The organism is Streptococcus zalophi (genome assembly GCF_016481285.1).
Taxonomy (GTDB): domain Bacteria; phylum Bacillota; class Bacilli; order Lactobacillales; family Streptococcaceae; genus Streptococcus; species Streptococcus zalophi.
Window position 1 is genome coordinate 1 of record NZ_JAENBP010000006.1, and the last position, 17,442, is coordinate 17,442.

The following is a 17,442-nucleotide window of genomic DNA, read 5'->3' on the forward strand; positions in this document are numbered from 1 at the left end:
TAGTAATGTTATAACCATCGATAGCAACTGTGTAGTTATCTACCTTGTTTTCTGTCACAGTGTAGACTATCTTTTGACCATCTTTGAATTCTGGTAAGCCAGTAAATTCATATGTCCAGTTGCTTGCGTCATTAACGGTTGCTGTTTGACCAGTTGGTTGGCCGTCTGCTAGAAGGTTGACAATAATTTCTGATGGACGAACACCGTCTTGGTTGTTAGCGTCATCCCATGTCTTAGTACCTGAGATAGAAACAAGACTTGGAGTATGGTTATTAGTAATATCAAAACCATTAATATCTGTGGTATAGCCAGGAACAGCTTCTTCTGTCACGCTATAGACAATCTTTTGACCGTCTTTGAATTCTGGTAAGTCAGTGAATTCATAAGTCCAGTTGTCTGCGGCTGTAACGGTCTTAGTTTGACCAGTCGCAACACCATCTGCTAGAAGGTTAACAATAATTTCTGCTGGACGAACACCATCTTGGTTGTTAGCGTCGTTCCATGTCTTAGTGCCTGAGATAGAAACAAGACTTGGAGTATGGGTGTTAGTAATATCAAAACCATTAATGTCTGTGGTATAGCCAGGAACTGCATCTTCTACTACAGTGTAGACAACTTTTGGATTTTTCGCTGCTCTTGTTGTAGTAGCTGAACGCCAGAATTGAGAATTTCCATTTTCTTTTTTCTTATATTCTGGAAGGTCAGTGAACTCATAAGTCCAATTGGTTTCAGCACTTGCTACAGCAGTTTTGCCTGTATCAACTCCATCTGCAAAGAGATGAACGGTTACAGAATCTGGGCGAATGCCATCTTGATTGTTAGCGTCATCCCATGTCTTTTGACCTTTAACACTTATTGTGCTTGGTGTGTGTTTATTGATGATGGTTACACTTCCTGAAATCAGCTGTCCTACAGTTGTTGTATAACCATCAATTGTTCCGACTTCTTCAACAGTATAGACAATGTCTTGACCATTAGCTTTTATATCAAGATCTGACCAAGTGTAAGTCCAGCCTATTATACTTTTATCCGTTAATTCAACAGCTTCTCCTAATTTTTGCCCATTAGCGTAAAGTTGAACTTTGACACTATCTGGGCGTAGATTGTCTTGATTATTTCCATCATCCCATATCTTGAAAACTGTAATATTAGTTTTACCCGGAGTATAGCTGTTAGTAATATCAAAACCATTAATGTCTGTGGTATATTCTGCTACAGGATCTTCTGATACTGTATAGATAATCTTTTGACCAGCTTTGTATTCTGGTAAGTTTGTAAATTGATATTCCCAGTTACTTGCTTCATTAACAGTTACTTTTTGGCTAGTTGGTTGCCCATCTGCTAAAAGATTAACAACAACCTCTGTTGGTCGTTTACCATCTTGGTTGTTCGCATCATTCCAGATTTTCTTACCTGAAACTTGTGTCACAGTTGGAATATGTGAGTTTGTAATAGTAACATTACCAGAAATTAGTGGACTTGTTGCTGACGTATAACCAGCAACAGTATCTTCTTCTACAACAGAGTAATTAATAATTTTACCTGCAGCTTTTTCTGGTAAATCTGACCATGTATATGACCAGTTGTCGGCAGCGGTAACATCAACAGCAGCACCTACTTTTTGCCCATCAGCATAGAGTTGTACTTTAATGCTGTCTGGACGTAACCCGTCTTGGTTATTGTTATCAATCCATGCTTTAGTGACTCTAATACTTGTTTTACCAGGTTGATAGCTATTTGTAATATCAAAGCCATTAATGTTTGTTGTATATTCTGCAACAGCGTCTTCTGTTACAGTATAAACAATTTTTTGACCATCTTTGAATTCTGGAAGATCTGTAAATTCATATGCCCAGTTAGTTGCTTCTGTTACTGTCACTTTTTGTCCAGTTGGCTGACCATCAGCTAAAAGGTTGACAACAACTTCTGTTGGGCGTTTACCATCTTGGTCATTAGCATCATCCCAGATTTTTTTACCTGAGATATTTACAGTGCTTGGTGTGTGGGTATTGGTAATATCATAACCAGTAACTTTTGCAGTATAACCATTAATCACATCTGCCTCTTCAACCGTATAAACAATATTTTGGCCTTGCGCATTAGTAGGTGCCAAACCATCAAAACTATATTTCCAATCTTTAGTAGCATCTGTAGTTTGAGTTTTCCCTGTGTCTACGCCATCTGCTACTAGTTTCACAGTAATTTCTTTAGGGCGAAGATTGTCTTGATTGTTAGCGTCATCCCAGATTTTTTGGCCACTAATAGATATCGTGTTTTTTGAATATCCTGCATTTTTTTTAGCAATTGGGTTATTCAGTGAGAGATTAAAACTATCTGTAGTGCCATTGTTTTCATCTGTTATATGAGACCCTAAATTCTCATTTTTAGGTGTTACCAAAGTGTAGCCATCTGGTGTAATAATTTGTACTTTATAATCTCCGTGTCTAAACACATCCATTGTGTAATACCCATTATCATCTGTTGTGGTTTGGATTGGCTGATTATCTAAATCAATAACCGGATTTCCGTTATTATCTATTAATTTGACAACATAATTTTTAAATGGTTTATCATTGTCTCCTTTAAGAGCATCTTTTTCATCTAAGTCTTCAAAAACATAACCTTCAACTTTATATTTAAAGAGTTCAATAGAAGCATTGTTAGATTCTGTAAAGTTTAAATCCGCTGCTGTAGCTACTCCAAAAGAGTTTACAGCAAGTAGTTGTTTATTAACGGCATCGTCTCTTCCATATCGTCCCAATATATCATTGTTAGGCGTTACAAAAGGAACTCCAAAATTAACATTTTTGCCTACATTTAAAACAAATCCTGGTTGTAGTTCAATTTTAAAAGCACGAACTTGTGAGAAGTTTGTTGGTGTTTCTTCCCAATTAGCACCATTAACATAAGTTCCCATATCATTACCTGTTGGTAAATCTTGAGAATAATATACCTTATACCCTTCTGGAACCGTTATTGGTCCTGACAAGTGTATTTCAAACTGTGAATTTCTAGCAATCCTTTCTCCAGTTAATTTATTAATACCAACAGTTTTATCTCCAACATATGGAAGAATATCTAAAAGAACAAATGTTTGATAATCATTGTCAGAATTATTTAAAATTGATAGTTCATATGAACCATCTGACGCAATTTCTGATGTGGCAACGCCTGGATTAGAAGTATCTCCTGTATCTAAAGTATATCCTGTATCTAGACTACCTTTAACTGTTTTTCGACTAATTAATTCTTTCACCGGTGAATGAGTAAAGTTTCCTTGTGCTCCCGATATTAAATCATCAGTTCTGCCATTATTATTTAAGTCATATATATCGGTCTCTACAGTAGAAGTATTTGATGCCCTTATTGGTATAATTTCATCATTATTTTCCCAACCAACAAAAACATTATTTATATTTTCACCGATAGAAGCATACTTAGTTACTTCCATTTGATAATTTATTTGATAGGGAAAACTATCAGAAGCTGTTTCTAATTCTAAAGCAATAACGGGTAATATTTCCCAAACAAGCGCTGTACGTCCTGTTCCTTTATAATTTGGAACAACTTTTGGTTCATAAGTTCCATTGGCAAGGCTAGGGTCAAATTGATAAGTATTTTTACCGTAATCAATATTTAAAGTTGAAGAATTAGGAACATAGTTAACTCCTATTGGTAATAAATCAACTACTTGAGTAAATTTAATCTCAGTATTTGGTAACACACCATTAGAATTTAAATCAAGAGTTACTGGGATTTTCTCACCAGCACCAAAAGTTCGGTTTTCTGTTTTTACATTTTTTCTAATATGGAAGGTTTGATTTGGATCAATTAATACTTTATCCTGAGCGATAACTATTTTCTCAAATGTGTCTTTTCCATCCTTGTTTCCTTTTAAGGTGGCTTCATTTTTAAAAACATACCCCGAGGATAATTGGACTGTTGGATCTTTTATTTTTGAAAAAAGAGTCATTTTAAATTTTTTTGCATCAGAAGTTGTTGGTTTTAAAACACTCTTGTGAGAGGAAGTGTTATGTGCTTCGACATAAACCTTTATAACTTGACCTGTCAATTTAATTGTTTGCTCGCTTGTTGAAAAATCAACATTTTCTGCTACAAGAGTTTTTTGTCCTCCCTCAATTTCTGAATAGATATCTACTGTTCCTTCAAAAATATCACTTGACATTTGTGGGAAATAAACTTTCGAGAAATAAAGGTGTTCATCTAATTTATCATCACTAATCTGAAAATTTTCAATATTTTCATCTAAGGGATTAGCTATAGAAAAATACCACGGACCCTCCCAATTTTCTAAATATTTTTCAGTGTTGTAAATTCGTTCCCAACCAGTTTTTTCAGCAGAAAAACCATCTTCTGAAGGTGCTAATCTAAAATCCACACTGTCTTCATAAACAATCGTATTTTCATAATCTGCTTTATCTTTGGGAATGTATTCTGCCTGAATTTTATTGGTGTAGACTCCTTTATTAGAATCATTTATATCATATAGTTCTCCATCAGGAAAAAGTAGATTAATCACTGGAGAATTAAAGGCACTAGAACCAAATTTAATATCTTCTGGAACAGTATATTCATAGGTTGCAACTCTTGATGTTTCATCGTAAGTCCAACCTGGATTTTTTTCAGGTAAAAAAACTGCTCCCGTTGGGAGGGTATCTCTATAAATGACTTTTTCAAGATTTCTATTTCCAAGATTACTGTCTGCGTCCAAACCAATTCCACTATGATAACGGAAAGTAACTGGTTTTAGTTTTGTCACATCTTCACTTAGAAAACCTGAGTGTGTATCACTCTCTTCTCCTGCAGAAATAATTTCTTGATCTAAATTAGAATATGTTAAATCATCTTTTTTTATTTGTTTTTCTGTAACTATATTTTTTACTTTGTAAGTATAATTTATTGTCTTAGTGTCTATAGGATTACTTAAATCGTCTGCATAAATAGTTGCAGTGACTGGAAGCTGATAGCCATTGGGTGTTGGTCCAGATTTAGCAATAAATTTTGTAGGAAAACTTAAATCTGTTCCCCCAGTCAAATCATTGAATTGATAGGTAACTATATAGTTTCCTTCATTATCTTCTTCTATAATCGCTGGAGCACTCAAAGAAGTTGGATTAGAGGTAATAATATCATCTTTATCAATAAAATTTTTATTAAATTTTAGTTTAACCGTGTAATTTTGAGTGCCTTGAGTTGCTGTTGTTGAAAAACTAACATATGTAGTTGTTTGTTTTCCTGAATAAAGATCAATGTTTTCGTTTCCTTTTGTAGTATCGTATAAATCAAATTGACCTAAAACAATTCCTGAATTGTTTGGTGAAATTGGTGTTGGGGTCATTTGTTTTTCTGTAGCATCAATTTTAAGCTTCCCTTCATCAATATTTACAGAAGAAGGTTGATTATTTTCGCTACTCACAATAGCATTGCTTTCCTCATTGATTTGAGGCGCTTCTATAGCAACTAAATCATCTTGCGATCTTTCAACCATTGTTACAGAAGGATTTGTTTGTTCTTCTATTGTGTCCGAAAGCGCTACCATAGGAGTGGCTAATTGACCCAGTACAATAGAAAATACCATAAAATAATGAATGATTATCTGATGAAAAGATAACCATCTTTTACTCTTTATTTTCATATATTACTCCTTTTTATACTCTGATATAAAATAAAAGTTCTTTTGCATCATTAAAAATGAGCAATGAATTTTAAACATAGTATTTTAAAAAAAATAGTTATTTGCTTGTTTTTTTCTCTAATGTTTTATTTATTATATTCAATAATATTTTAGATTGATAATTTTCTCCTTTCAGTTATTTTTGGGATAAAAAAAACACTTTATTTCTTCAAAACTCATTATTTGTGTATTTTTAAGCCGTTTCTTATTCCATGATAAAAACACCCGACTATACTATACTACTTTTATTTTTAAAAAACAATATATTAATAGAATATATAAACAAAAAAAGGACTGTTATCGTCCTTTTATGAATATTTTGATTACTCTTTTACTAATTTTTCTTTGATTTCATCGTAAGAAAGAGCATGAGTTTCTTCTTGTTCATCTTCTAATGATTTAGGCATCTCGCCAGTCTCATAGATTGATTTAATTTGATGCGCATCAAGTGTTTCATATTTAAGTAAAGCTTCTGCAATCAATTTATGTTTTTCTCTGTTTTGATTGATAATATCAGCCGCCTTATCACGCGCTTCATTTAAGAGTTCCCTAACTTCTTCATCAATTAATAGGGCGGTTTGAGCAGAATAAGATTTTTCTGGCGTCAATTGGCCTGGCATCATGGCATGGTTTCCTTCATATTGAACAGGCCCAAGTTTATCACTCATACCATATTCAGTAACCATAGCACGTGCCATTTGTGTGGCTTGTTCAAAGTCATTAGAAGCACCTGTTGTTTGAACATTGAAGATGATTTCTTCAGCCACACGACCACCCATAAGTCCTGCTAATTGTTCTTTTAAATCATCCTTAGATAGCAGATTTTGATCTTCTTTTGGAAGAGCAATCATATAACCACCAGCACGGCCTCTAGGAACAATAGTGACTTTATGAACAACACGAGCATTTGATAAGACAAGACCAACAATGGTATGTCCTGCTTCATGGTAAGCAACCATTTGACGCTCACGTTCAGAAATCGTCTTGTCTTTCTTAGATGGACCAGCAATCACACGGTCTTCTGCCTCATCAATATCACTAGCATCAATCTTGGTTTTGTTTCTTCTAGCAGCGACTAAAGCAGCTTCATTGAGGACGTTTTCTAAATCGGCACCAACAAATCCCGGTGTTTGTTGTGCAACAACTTTCAAATTAACATCATCTGCTAAAGGTTTATTTTTAGCATGGACTTTCAAAATAGCTTCACGTCCTTTAACATCTGGACGACCAACCAAAACTTTTCTATCAAAACGTCCTGGTCTTAAAAGAGCTGGGTCTAAGACATCACTTCGGTTTGTTGCAGCAATGACAATAATATTTTCATTGCCTTCAAAACCATCCATTTCAATTAATAGTTGGTTAAGGGTTTGTTCGCGTTCATCGTTTCCGCCACCCATGCCTGCACCACGACGACGACCAACCGCATCGATTTCATCGATAAAGATAATGGCACGTTCAGCTTTTTTAGCATCTTCAAATAAAGATCTCACACGACTTGCACCAACCCCAACAAACATTTCAACGAAGTCTGAACCTGAAATACTAAAGAAAGGAACACCGGCTTCTCCTGCAACAGCTTTTGCTAGTAAGGTTTTACCTGTTCCTGGGGGTCCTTCTAAAAGAACACCTGCAGGAATTCTAGCACCGAGCGCCTTGTAACGTTTTGGGTCTTTTAGGAAATCAACAACTTCAATCAGTTCTTGTTTTTCTTCTTCAGCACCTGCAACATCTGAAAAGCGAACTTTAACAGTGGTTTTACTTGCTGTTCTCGCCTTATTTTTACCGATATTCATAGCGCCACGAGCGCCACCACCTTGATTCATCATCATAGTGAAAAAGAAGATTAAAATAACGATGGGTAAAAAGCCAACAATCAATGATATCCATGTGCCAATAGAGCTCTCAGGTTTAACAGTTATTTCTGTTCCTGCTTCATCAGCAACATCTTGTAATGTTTTAATGGAAGTTTCACTTGGTAGAATGATGGACGTAAACTCTTTAACTGTTGTACTTGAATTACCAAAAAAGGCTAAATCATTTTTATTTTCAATCGTTTTTTCAGATTTGTATTCTCCTTCAACAGAAATAATACCACCATTTGGTTGATAGGAAATGGAAGCCACCTCACCATTTTTTATTTCTGAAACAAGGGTAGAATAATTAATTTTTTGGGCTTGCGTAGATGAACCACGCAAAAAATATTGAACTCCAAAAATAATAGAGATAATAATTAAAATATAGAGAAAAGGATTTTTAACAAATCCATTATTGTTATTTTTCATTTCTTGATAATAAACTTTCTATGATTATTTTGAATAGATTTCTTCTTTTAAGACACCTACATAAGGAAGGTTACGGTAGTTTTCTCTGTAATCCAATCCAAAACCTACGATAAATTCGTTTGGAACATCATAACAAACATAATCAGCATCAATAGTAACTTCTCTTCCTTCTGGTTTATCAAATAGAGTTGCAATTTTGATTGATTTAGCTTGACGATATTTAAACATATCTCTTAGGTATTTAAGTGTTCTTCCAGTGTCAATAATGTCTTCAATAAAAATGACATCTCGACCTTCAATGTTAGTGTCGACATCTTTTAAGATTTTTACTTCTCCACTACTTGTTGTCCCACCATGATAACTTGAAACAACCATGAAATCTAACTCAATTTGAGTATCAATGTGTTTAATAAGCTCAGCTAAAAAAGGAATACAGCCTTTTAAAACACCAACCAATAATGGATTTTTTCCATCATAGTCTTTTGTTAATTGTTGTCCTAATTCCTTAGCTTTTTTCGTAATGTCTTCTTCAGTATATAAAACCTTTTTAATATCTTTTTCTAACATCTTCTACCACTCTTTTATTCTTTTATTTTTTCAATATGTAATGTAGCAATCATTATATCATTATTAGAGTGATTTCTCAAATATGTATCACCGCCAACCATAATAAAAACAATAAAACCATCTTGTTCACCAATAATAGCATTTTGACGTTCCAAGAAAGAATACTTTCCATCAATAAAAAGACGTCTAATTTTCTTAGAGTGGTTGCCAAGCTGAATTTTATCTCCTTGTTTGCGATGTCTTAGAATCATTGGAGACTGACTAGTTAGAGAAATATTGCCTGGTTTATCGGAAAAAGAAAAACGATACTTACCAAAGGTCACATTGTTTCCATATTCTAACACTTTTTCAAGGCTTTTACTATCGGTCTTTGGGTCCATTTTTTTTATGGTAAACTGTTGGTAATCTTTAATGAGATAATAATTGTTTTTTAAATGATGGGTGTAATTAGCTTTTGTTTTAATAATGTGTAAAACGTCTTCAAATTGATTTTTAGACAAGTTTAAATCTGCAAATTGTTCTAAGTAAGTCTGTAATAAAAAATACTGCACTGCAGCATCTTGTCTTAAAAAAACTTGACAATCTTGTGTAGAAATGTCTTTTGTTAACGACTGTAACGCTTGTTTTAATAAGTTGACCTCTCTTGCTGTCTCAATAAGATGATGAGATATTTGAGGATTTTCTTTTTGCAAGGAAGGAAGATACACATTTCTAATACGGTTTCTAAGAAATGTATTTTCATTATTTGAAGCATCTTCAAAATGAAAAACCTGGGGCAGGTCTTTTTTCTTAATGGTTAAAAACGGTCTAATGAGTTCACCATTAAAAAAGGGCTGTCTTTCTTTTATGCCAGTTAAATCCATCAAACGAGACCCACGAAGTAATTTCATCAAAATTGTTTCTGCTTGATCATCTGCATGATGAGCAGTGACAAGAGCAGTATAGCCATGTTCTGACATTATCTGTTTAAAAAACGTATACCGATGATTTCTTGCTCTTTCTTCTGAAAATGCTTCTTTGAAATGACTAATATAAATGGGGATTTCATGATTGGTTGCCCATTCTTTCAAATAATTTTCTTCTTCTTTTGAAGCCAAACGTTGATTATGATTAACATGTGCAATGGCAATGGAAATCTCTAATACCTTTTTATAAGCATATAAAAATTGCAAAAGTGCCATGGAGTCTGAACCACCTGAAACTGCAATCAATACCTTACTGTGTGAAGAAAAATAAGATTTTTTTTGAATGATTTTTAATAGTTGTTGATTGTTCATTTTAAAACACCATAGACATCATTTGCAATAGCTGTTATATCATCATAAGAAGCGTGATCTGTAAAAATTGATAGGATAAACGGTTTTTCTGCATAGACAATCGCAACGTCATGTCTAAAATCGTAAGCATCGCCTATCTTGTGAGCCACTTGAACATCAATATCTTTTGAAATGCGCTCATTATCAAATTTTGTTTGAGAGAGATAATCAATAATGGTACCATTTTGATAATAAATGGCTTCCATCATGAGTCCGGCTTGTTGAGCTGTACTATTTCTACCAACCATATCCCAATTAGTGCCGATGGCCTTTGAAATACTTGTTTGATAATTAGCATCGTATTTATCATCAACATAATAACCTAGTAAGTTACTAGCAACATTATCTGAATTTTGACTAACTGCTTTTAAAAGAGACTCAAGACTATATTCCTTGTCATCGGGCAGTTTACTCATATCACCACTGCCATCTGTGTCATAGGCACCTTCAAAGTTCATTGAAGCTTCATTGTACTTGAAACGATTGTCTAAAGAAAAAGTCTTGGTGTCAAGTTTTTCTTGAGCGTAGTATAAAATAGGAAGTTTGGTAATACTCGCAGAATACATGACTTTGTCCGCATTGATTTGTGCCACTTCTTGGCTGTCAAGATCCTTAACATAAACTGAAATGTCCGCATTTTGATATTTTTCATTCAAAATATCTTGAACATGTGCCATGCGATTATCATTTTCAGAAAGTGTGGTAGCATCAATCCATCCTTTTTCTTCAACTTTATAATAAGTCCCATGATTGGTTGTTGCTTTTTGTGACACTTTAACACTGGTAAAATCAGTAACTGTTTTCTCTGACGGTTTTACACCCGTTACAAAAGGTTGTGGGTAAAAAACAGCTTTTTTCCCTACCCAAAATGTAGCGTCAATAGGTTCTTGACTTAAAATGACATCATCAAAAATCACATCATAACTAGCACTAATAAAGCCACCATTTGATAATTCAAACACTGGCACATTGGTATCATTAATGAGAAAACGATTTAAACTAATTTGGGTATTTGCAGTTAAAATGTTTAAAGGTTTTGATAGATTCACATCTTCATAAATTTGGGCGTCTTGTTTTAAGACGGGATTTTCAGGGAAATAAGAAAAATAGTCTACTTGACTAGCTGGATTTTGTAATAGTTGGTATTGCAATCCGTTAGACAAAGAAGCCTCTTTTTCCGTACTGATGATGGAGAGAGGTAACAAAAAGACAGACATTGCTAAAAAGAATGCGAATACTTTTTTCATTTTGTTTTGTCCTCTCCCTTCTTTGTTTTTTCTTTTAATTGTTGATTCTTCTCAGATAGTTCTTTTAGTTTATCATCTGAGTATGTCAAAAATTTTTCGATAGTATTAATTAAATTTTTCATTATTTTGGTAGTAATTCCGGGGTTTGAAGAATAACTTCTCCCTCAAATTTATAGGAATATTTGGCACGCGCATACTTTTCAACGTAATCTGTATCTTTTAAGCGGTTAGCCAGTTCTTTTTTTTGATTGGTTTCTTCTTCTAGAGTATTGAATTCTTTTTGTAATTCAATGATTTGCTGCTTTCTATTTTCCAAAGCGACATAACTTGATACTAAGTTATAGGTTGGTAAAATAAACAGCAAAGTAATGACAATCAATACTAAACCGATAAAACGATGACGTTTACGAATTTCTTCTTCTTCAAAACGTTTTTTTTGATTAGCATCCTTGATAAAGTCATTATTTAATTGAACAATATTAGGCTTCTTCATCTTTATCTATCCTTGTTTCACTAATGATTTCATACATTTTGCTAGCATCTTCTTTTTTGGTGCTGTCTTTCATCTCTAACACACGTACCACTAATAATTTGTTTCCAAATCTTATTTCAATGGTATCGTTATATTTTAATTTGGTAGAGCTTTTAGCCAAAATGCCATTAACTTTTATGCGACCTTTATCTGCTACTTCTTTAGCAACTGGTCGTCTTTTTATTAAACGCGATACTTTCAAATATTTATCTAATCTCATAATAACCCTCACATCTCTTCATTTTATCACTTTTCTTTGTAGAATGGTAGAAAAGTAAATAATCTTTTATCAAAAATTTGCCAACTCTTACTTAGAAAAAGAAAAATACCAGCACCCACAAGGGTTGATAGAACAATATTAACAAATAAAGCTAAGCGATTAGTACTTGGTAAAAGATAACTAGTTGCCAAAGTAAAACTAATCATAACAAGGACAGAAATAACAAATTTGGGTGTTAAAAGAGATAGTAAATTCACTTTTTCTTTTTTGAGATAACAACTTAAAACAAGAATTAAAGCAAAAACTGTTGATAAACTAGCTCCCACAATTCCAAAAATGACGGTTAAAGGATAGGTGATAAGTCCTTTTACCACAATTCCAACAAGAAGATAAAGTAACGATTGTTTATTTTGACCTTCAATAAATAAGGTCTGATGAAAAAATTGGATAAGACTAGTTAAAAAGATGATGAAAAGATAAATCATCAATGCTTCAATACCAAGATTATTTTTAAATAAAAAACGATTCATCTCAGGTAAAATGGCTAGAAAACCTAGAGTTATCACACTATTAAAATAAAAAATGAAAGCTAAGAATAATTTATTCTCTCTCTGATAATCTTCTTTTTGTCGATGATAGTATCGCGTCAATTTAGGAAGATAAGTAGTAAATAAAGCCGTTGAAAAAATAAGACCAAATTGAATTAAGGGTTGTCCACGATCAAAAATCCCTTTTTCAATTTCTGCCAAATTATTTGATAGTCCTTGCGTAACCAGTGCATTTTTAACTAAAAACGCATCAATCAATTGAAACAAGAGTAAGTAAATGGAAAAAAAGATAAAAACAAGACTTGGAAAACCTATATGTTTAATGGCTGTTAGGGTTAAAGAGCCATTTCGTATGATTTTTTTCAGAGAAACAGGTGCTTTTCTTATTAAATAGATTAATGTGATAGCACTGGCTAAAAAACTACCTAAAACAGCAATAGTAGCAGCCTGGTAAATGGTTAGATGCCAAATTCCATAAATGATTGCTGCTAAAATAATCACAGAAATTCTAATCGTCTGTTCAACAACTTGACTAACTGCTGTTGGTCGCATATTTCCTCTTGCTTGAGCCAACCCTCTATAAAAAGAGATAAAAGGGACCAAGAGTAAGGTTAAACCTACAATCTGAATAGCTGTTTTTAAGGGACTAGCTCCCATTAATTCTGCTAAAAAACCACTAAAAAGGATTAAAATAAGTGATCCTATCCCTGAAATAAGACACTCTAGTTGAAATAAGGTACCGAGTGTTTTTTTCTCTTGTTTTTGTGCCAAACTAGAAATGATATTAGGAAAAGCAATTAATCCTAAGGTTGAGATGATACCAATCAAAGGATAGATTTGTTGATAGGCATAAAAGCCTCTGTCACCAACAATATTTTGATAAGGAATACGGTAGATGGCAGCTAAAATTTTTGATATCAAACCAGCTAGAACAATGATAAAACTAGCTTTTTGAGTATGATTAAGACTTTCTTTCTTTAATGTCATCTAGTGCTTCTCCAAATTGTTTTAATTCTTCTAAAATCATGTAATCTTTTTTGTTTCTAACATCGAAAACAATCTCAATTTTTCCTTGATGTTCACTAATGCGAGCTTTTAGCTGAGTTTTCGAAATAGCTTCAAAATAGTCTTGGGTGAGATAAATGCTTAGTGATTTTTTTTCAAATCGAATTGTCAAATAGCCATTATTTTTTTGAACATACTCCACAAACGCTTTATCCATATAACTTTTAACGAGTCCTATTTCTAGAAGATAAGCCACTTGATCGGGGTATTCGCCAAAGCGATCGATGATTTCTTCTTGTAATTCTTGGTAGCTATCTTGATTATTAATTTCTCTAATGCGTTTGTAAATTTCAATTTTTTGACGTTCATCAGCAATATAATCATTAGGAAGATAAGCATCTATTTTTAAGTCAATTTCAGTATTTCCTTTTTGTCTTTCTGGCAATTGACCTTGTTTACTTGCAATAGCTTCTTCAAGGAGTTGTGAATACATTTCAAAACCAACTGAGTCAATGAAACCACTTTGAGAAGCACCAAGAATATTTCCTGCACCACGAATGGCTAAATCACGCATGGCAATTTTAAAACCACTCCCTAGTTCTGTAAAGCCTTTGATGGCTTCTAAACGTTTTTCTGAGACTTCTGTTAATATTTTATCAGGATGATACATGAGATAAGCATAAGCTAAGCGACTACTTCGTCCAACACGACCTCGTAATTGGTAAAGGGTTGATAACCCCATATAATCAGCATTTTCAACAAATAAGGTGTTTACATTTGAAATATCAACACCAGTTTCGATGATTGTTGTTGCTACTAAGACATCATACTCACCTTCAATAAAACTAAAGAGCGTGTTTTCCAACTGAATGTCACTCATTTGACCATGTACAAAACCAATACTTGCTTCTGGTACAAGCTCTTTTAACTCAGAAACTTTTTTCTCAATCGTCTCAACACGATTATAGACATAATAAATCTGGCCACCACGATCAATTTCTCTTAGAATGGCTTCTCTGATAATATCAGGATTTGAAGGAGTAACATAGGTTTGAACAGGATAGCGATTGGTTGGTGGTGTTTCAATTAAAGAAAGATCTCTAATTCCTAACATTGACATATGTAAGGTTCTAGGAATGGGTGTTGCTGTTAAGGTTAAAACATCGACTTTTGCTTTTAATTGTTTTAATTTTTCTTTATGCTTAACACCAAATCGTTGCTCTTCATCAATGACAATTAATCCTAAATCAGAAAAAACAACATCATTTGATAAGATGCGATGAGTACCAATTAAAATATCAACTTGGCCCTTCTTCAACTGATCAAGAGTCATTTCTTGCTCTTTTTTTGTTTTGAAACGACTAACCAGATCAACCGTCACTGGATAAGCTTCAAAGCGTTCTTTAAAAGTCATATAGTGTTGTTGAGCAAGGACGGTCGTTGGGACTAATATTGCTACTTGCTTACCATCATTGACAGCTTTAAAAGCTGCTCTCATAGCAACTTCTGTCTTACCAAAACCGACATCACCAACAAGTAATCGGTCCATTGGTTGAGAGTTTTCCATATCTCTTTTAACTTCTTTGATAGAGCGAAGTTGATCAGGAGTTTCGACAAAAGGAAAATCCGCATCAAATTCTTTTTGACTATCATCATCTGGCGAGAAAGCAAACCCCTTTAACTGACTTCTTTGGGCATAAAGTTTGATTAAATCATCAGCAATATCTTCAACCTGTTTAGATACTTTTTGTTTGGTGCGTTGAAAACGACCATCATTTAATTTGTTGATTTTAGGCTCTTTGCCATCACTTGCAAGATATTTAGAAATGAGATTAATCTGCTCGACTGGAATAGAAATGCGATCTGAATTGTGGTATTGAATGGTGATATAGTCTTTATGAACACCTGAGACTTCAATGGTTTCAATACCTAAAAAACGACCAATCCCATGAATGTGGTGAACAACATAATCACCTTTTTCAAGCTCATTATAGTTTTTGAGACGCTCCGCATTTGTCATTTGTGTGGTTCGTCTTTGACGTTTCACTTTTTTATGAAAAATTTCTTTTTCTGTGATTAAAACCAGTTTTTCATCAGCAAAATAAAAACTACTAGATAAAGACGATTGCATTAATTGAATGTGAAATGGGACAATGTGATTGTTTTCAGTAATAACAATATCTAAACCATATTCTCTAAGCGTTTCTTGTAATTTGACTAGTTCCTTTTTTGTGCTTGATTGAATAATAACCGTTGTTTTTTGTTTTTGATAGCGATTAATCTCATCAACCAATAAAGGTAATTGATTATAAAATTCTTGAATCGGATATTGATTATATTGATATAAGTCATCAAACGTCAGATTCCCCAAGCCACGATGAATAGAAGTGAAAAAAGTTGCAGGTTGATACTTTTTAAATGTTTGAAAATGATCAGCAAAGTAAGTCACTGTTGAAAGTGACTGATTTTTTTGCAAATCATCTGTTAATAGTTGTGCACTTTCAAGCGTCAAACGCGTGTTTTGATCGTTAATTTTTTGAAAATCATCAAAGAAAACAAGCGTACCCTTTGGAAAATAGTCTTTTAGTGTCCATTCTTTTTCATAAAAGAGCGATAAAAACTGGCGATGACGCTCTGGTTTATGAAATTGTTTGATTTCTCTTAAAAAATCTTCCAAGAATGGTTTTTGTTCCTGATTAGCTACCTTTATCGCTTTTTCAATCTTAGAAGAAGCTCTCAAATAATCTTCTCTTGTTAGTAAGACATCATCTGCTGGATTGATGTCAAGAGATTCTAAAGAATGAAGTGATTTTTGTGTCTCACTGTCAAATTGTCTTATCCCATCAAGCTCATCACCAAAAAATTCAAATCGATAGGGAAATTCCTGAGTAATGTCATAAACATCAAGAATATCGCCTCTTTGACTAAACTCACCTGGATTTAAAACTTGAGACACACGATCATAACCCATTTGATGAAGGTGATTAACCAACTCCTCGGGATTTTTTTCTTCTCCAACCACTAGAGAAATGGTAGCTTCTTTAAACTGTTTGGGACTAGGTAACAAGACCCTAAGACCAACAATGGTTGTGACTAAAATGCCTTTTTTGTTTCTATCTCGTAAGAATTTTAAGCTTTCTAGCCGAGAAGAAACTCTGTCTAAAGATGAAAAAATAAATTCTGCTGCTGGCACATCATCAGCAAAAAAATGATAAATAAAAGTATCCTCAATCACACTTGAGAGATTTGCAATCAATTCTTCTGCTTGATGTTGTGTTGCTGTCACAATCACCAGTTTACCATCTTGTTCTTGGTAAGCCTTAGCCATTACTAGTGCTTTAGCAGAACCTGATAATCCCATGATAAGTTGACGTTTTTCTTGTTTAATTGTTTTTAACCATTTGGTGATGGTTGTGTTTTGACCAATTAAGTCTAAAAGTGTTATCTTATCCATTATATTTTTGCATCATCTTTTCAAAATTTTGTTCTTGTAAGTAGTCCTTGACAATGGTGTCAACCTTATCTAGCGTGTTTAAAATGGTTATCTTATCCTCTGTGGAAAATGGTGTTAAGACATGTTTAACAACAGTCATTTTTCCTACTGGACGACCAATCCCAACCTTAATACGCTTAAAGTCTTTAGTTCCAATATGTTCTATAATACTTTTGATACCATTATGTCCACCTGCTGAACCTTTTTGACGTAGTCTGATTTTTCCAACGGCTAAGTCAAGATCATCATAAATCACTAACAGATCATCAACTGACACATTAAAGTAGGTTAATAGAGCTCTCACAGCAATACCACTATTATTCATAAAGGTAGTAGGTTTCACAACATATACTTTTTCACCATTGTGGAAAAAACTTCCGATATCAGCTTTAAAGATGATATTAGCTGTAAAGGTTGTGTCAATTTCCTTGACAATGGTGTCAATTGCCATAAAACCAACATTGTGCTTTGTTTCGTGATATTTACTACCCGGATTTCCTAATCCAACAATCATTTTTGTCATTTATTTCCCTCTAC

The 17,442-nt window shown here is 33.6% G+C and carries 11 protein-coding genes; all 11 read right to left on the bottom strand.

What is annotated here, in order from left to right:
- On the bottom strand, positions 1-5,656 hold a 5,656-nt coding region (locus JHK64_RS07550), incomplete at its 3' end, for a Cna B-type domain-containing protein (RefSeq protein ID WP_199567969.1).
- A gap of 362 nt (positions 5,657-6,018) precedes the next feature.
- Positions 6,019-7,977: an ATP-dependent zinc metalloprotease FtsH gene (ftsH, locus tag JHK64_RS05325; RefSeq protein WP_199567970.1), complete on the bottom strand. Its 1,959-nt coding sequence runs from the start codon at positions 7,975-7,977 to the stop codon at positions 6,019-6,021.
- A 24-nt stretch (positions 7,978-8,001) separates the two neighbouring features.
- Positions 8,002-8,544 (bottom strand): hypoxanthine phosphoribosyltransferase, encoded by a 543-nt coding sequence (gene hpt / locus JHK64_RS05330; protein ID WP_199567971.1) that lies wholly within the window; start codon positions 8,542-8,544, stop codon positions 8,002-8,004.
- A gap of 14 nt (positions 8,545-8,558) precedes the next feature.
- Positions 8,559-9,821, bottom strand: a complete 1,263-nt coding sequence (tilS, locus tag JHK64_RS05335; protein WP_199567972.1) for a tRNA lysidine(34) synthetase TilS — start codon at positions 9,819-9,821, stop codon at positions 8,559-8,561.
- Positions 9,818-11,107 (bottom strand): serine hydrolase, encoded by a 1,290-nt coding sequence (locus JHK64_RS05340; protein ID WP_199567973.1) that lies wholly within the window; start codon positions 11,105-11,107, stop codon positions 9,818-9,820. The genes tilS and JHK64_RS05340 overlap by 4 nt, the downstream gene beginning before the upstream one ends.
- A complete protein-coding gene (locus JHK64_RS05345) occupies positions 11,104-11,229 on the bottom strand; it encodes an SP_0009 family protein (protein ID WP_199567974.1) in 126 nt (41 codons plus the stop codon). Before JHK64_RS05345 ends, JHK64_RS05340 begins: the two co-directional genes overlap by 4 nt.
- Positions 11,229-11,600: an FtsB family cell division protein gene (locus JHK64_RS05350; RefSeq protein ID WP_199567975.1), complete on the bottom strand. Its 372-nt coding sequence runs from the start codon at positions 11,598-11,600 to the stop codon at positions 11,229-11,231. Before JHK64_RS05350 ends, JHK64_RS05345 begins: the two co-directional genes overlap by 1 nt.
- A complete protein-coding gene (locus JHK64_RS05355) occupies positions 11,587-11,859 on the bottom strand; it encodes an RNA-binding S4 domain-containing protein (RefSeq protein ID WP_199567976.1) in 273 nt (90 codons plus the stop codon). The genes JHK64_RS05350 and JHK64_RS05355 overlap by 14 nt, the downstream gene beginning before the upstream one ends.
- A 26-nt stretch (positions 11,860-11,885) precedes the next feature.
- On the bottom strand, positions 11,886-13,394 hold the full coding sequence (locus tag JHK64_RS05360; protein WP_199567977.1) for an oligosaccharide flippase family protein: 1,509 nt from the start codon (positions 13,392-13,394) through the stop codon (positions 11,886-11,888).
- Positions 13,369-16,866, bottom strand: a complete 3,498-nt coding sequence (gene mfd / locus JHK64_RS05365) for a transcription-repair coupling factor (protein WP_199567978.1) — start codon at positions 16,864-16,866, stop codon at positions 13,369-13,371. Before mfd ends, JHK64_RS05360 begins: the two co-directional genes overlap by 26 nt.
- Entirely contained in the window at positions 16,859-17,428 is a 570-nt protein-coding gene (gene pth / locus JHK64_RS05370; RefSeq protein ID WP_199567979.1) for an aminoacyl-tRNA hydrolase, read from the bottom strand. Before pth ends, mfd begins: the two co-directional genes overlap by 8 nt.
- Between the last annotated feature and the right edge of the window lie 14 nt (positions 17,429-17,442).

Coding starts and splice junctions, on each gene's coding strand:
- ftsH (WP_199567970.1), bottom strand. CDS start 7,977: ATGAAAAATAACAATAATGGATTTGTTAAAAATCCTTTTCTCTATATT.
- hpt (WP_199567971.1), bottom strand. CDS start 8,544: ATGTTAGAAAAAGATATTAAAAAGGTTTTATATACTGAAGAAGACATT.
- tilS (WP_199567972.1), bottom strand. CDS start 9,821: ATGAACAATCAACAACTATTAAAAATCATTCAAAAAAAATCTTATTTT.
- JHK64_RS05340 (WP_199567973.1), bottom strand. CDS start 11,107: ATGAAAAAAGTATTCGCATTCTTTTTAGCAATGTCTGTCTTTTTGTTA.
- JHK64_RS05345 (WP_199567974.1), bottom strand. CDS start 11,229: ATGAAAAATTTAATTAATACTATCGAAAAATTTTTGACATACTCAGAT.
- JHK64_RS05350 (WP_199567975.1), bottom strand. CDS start 11,600: ATGAAGAAGCCTAATATTGTTCAATTAAATAATGACTTTATCAAGGAT.
- JHK64_RS05355 (WP_199567976.1), bottom strand. CDS start 11,859: ATGAGATTAGATAAATATTTGAAAGTATCGCGTTTAATAAAAAGACGA.
- JHK64_RS05360 (WP_199567977.1), bottom strand. CDS start 13,394: ATGACATTAAAGAAAGAAAGTCTTAATCATACTCAAAAAGCTAGTTTT.
- mfd (WP_199567978.1), bottom strand. CDS start 16,866: ATGGATAAGATAACACTTTTAGACTTAATTGGTCAAAACACAACCATC.
- pth (WP_199567979.1), bottom strand. CDS start 17,428: ATGACAAAAATGATTGTTGGATTAGGAAATCCGGGTAGTAAATATCAC.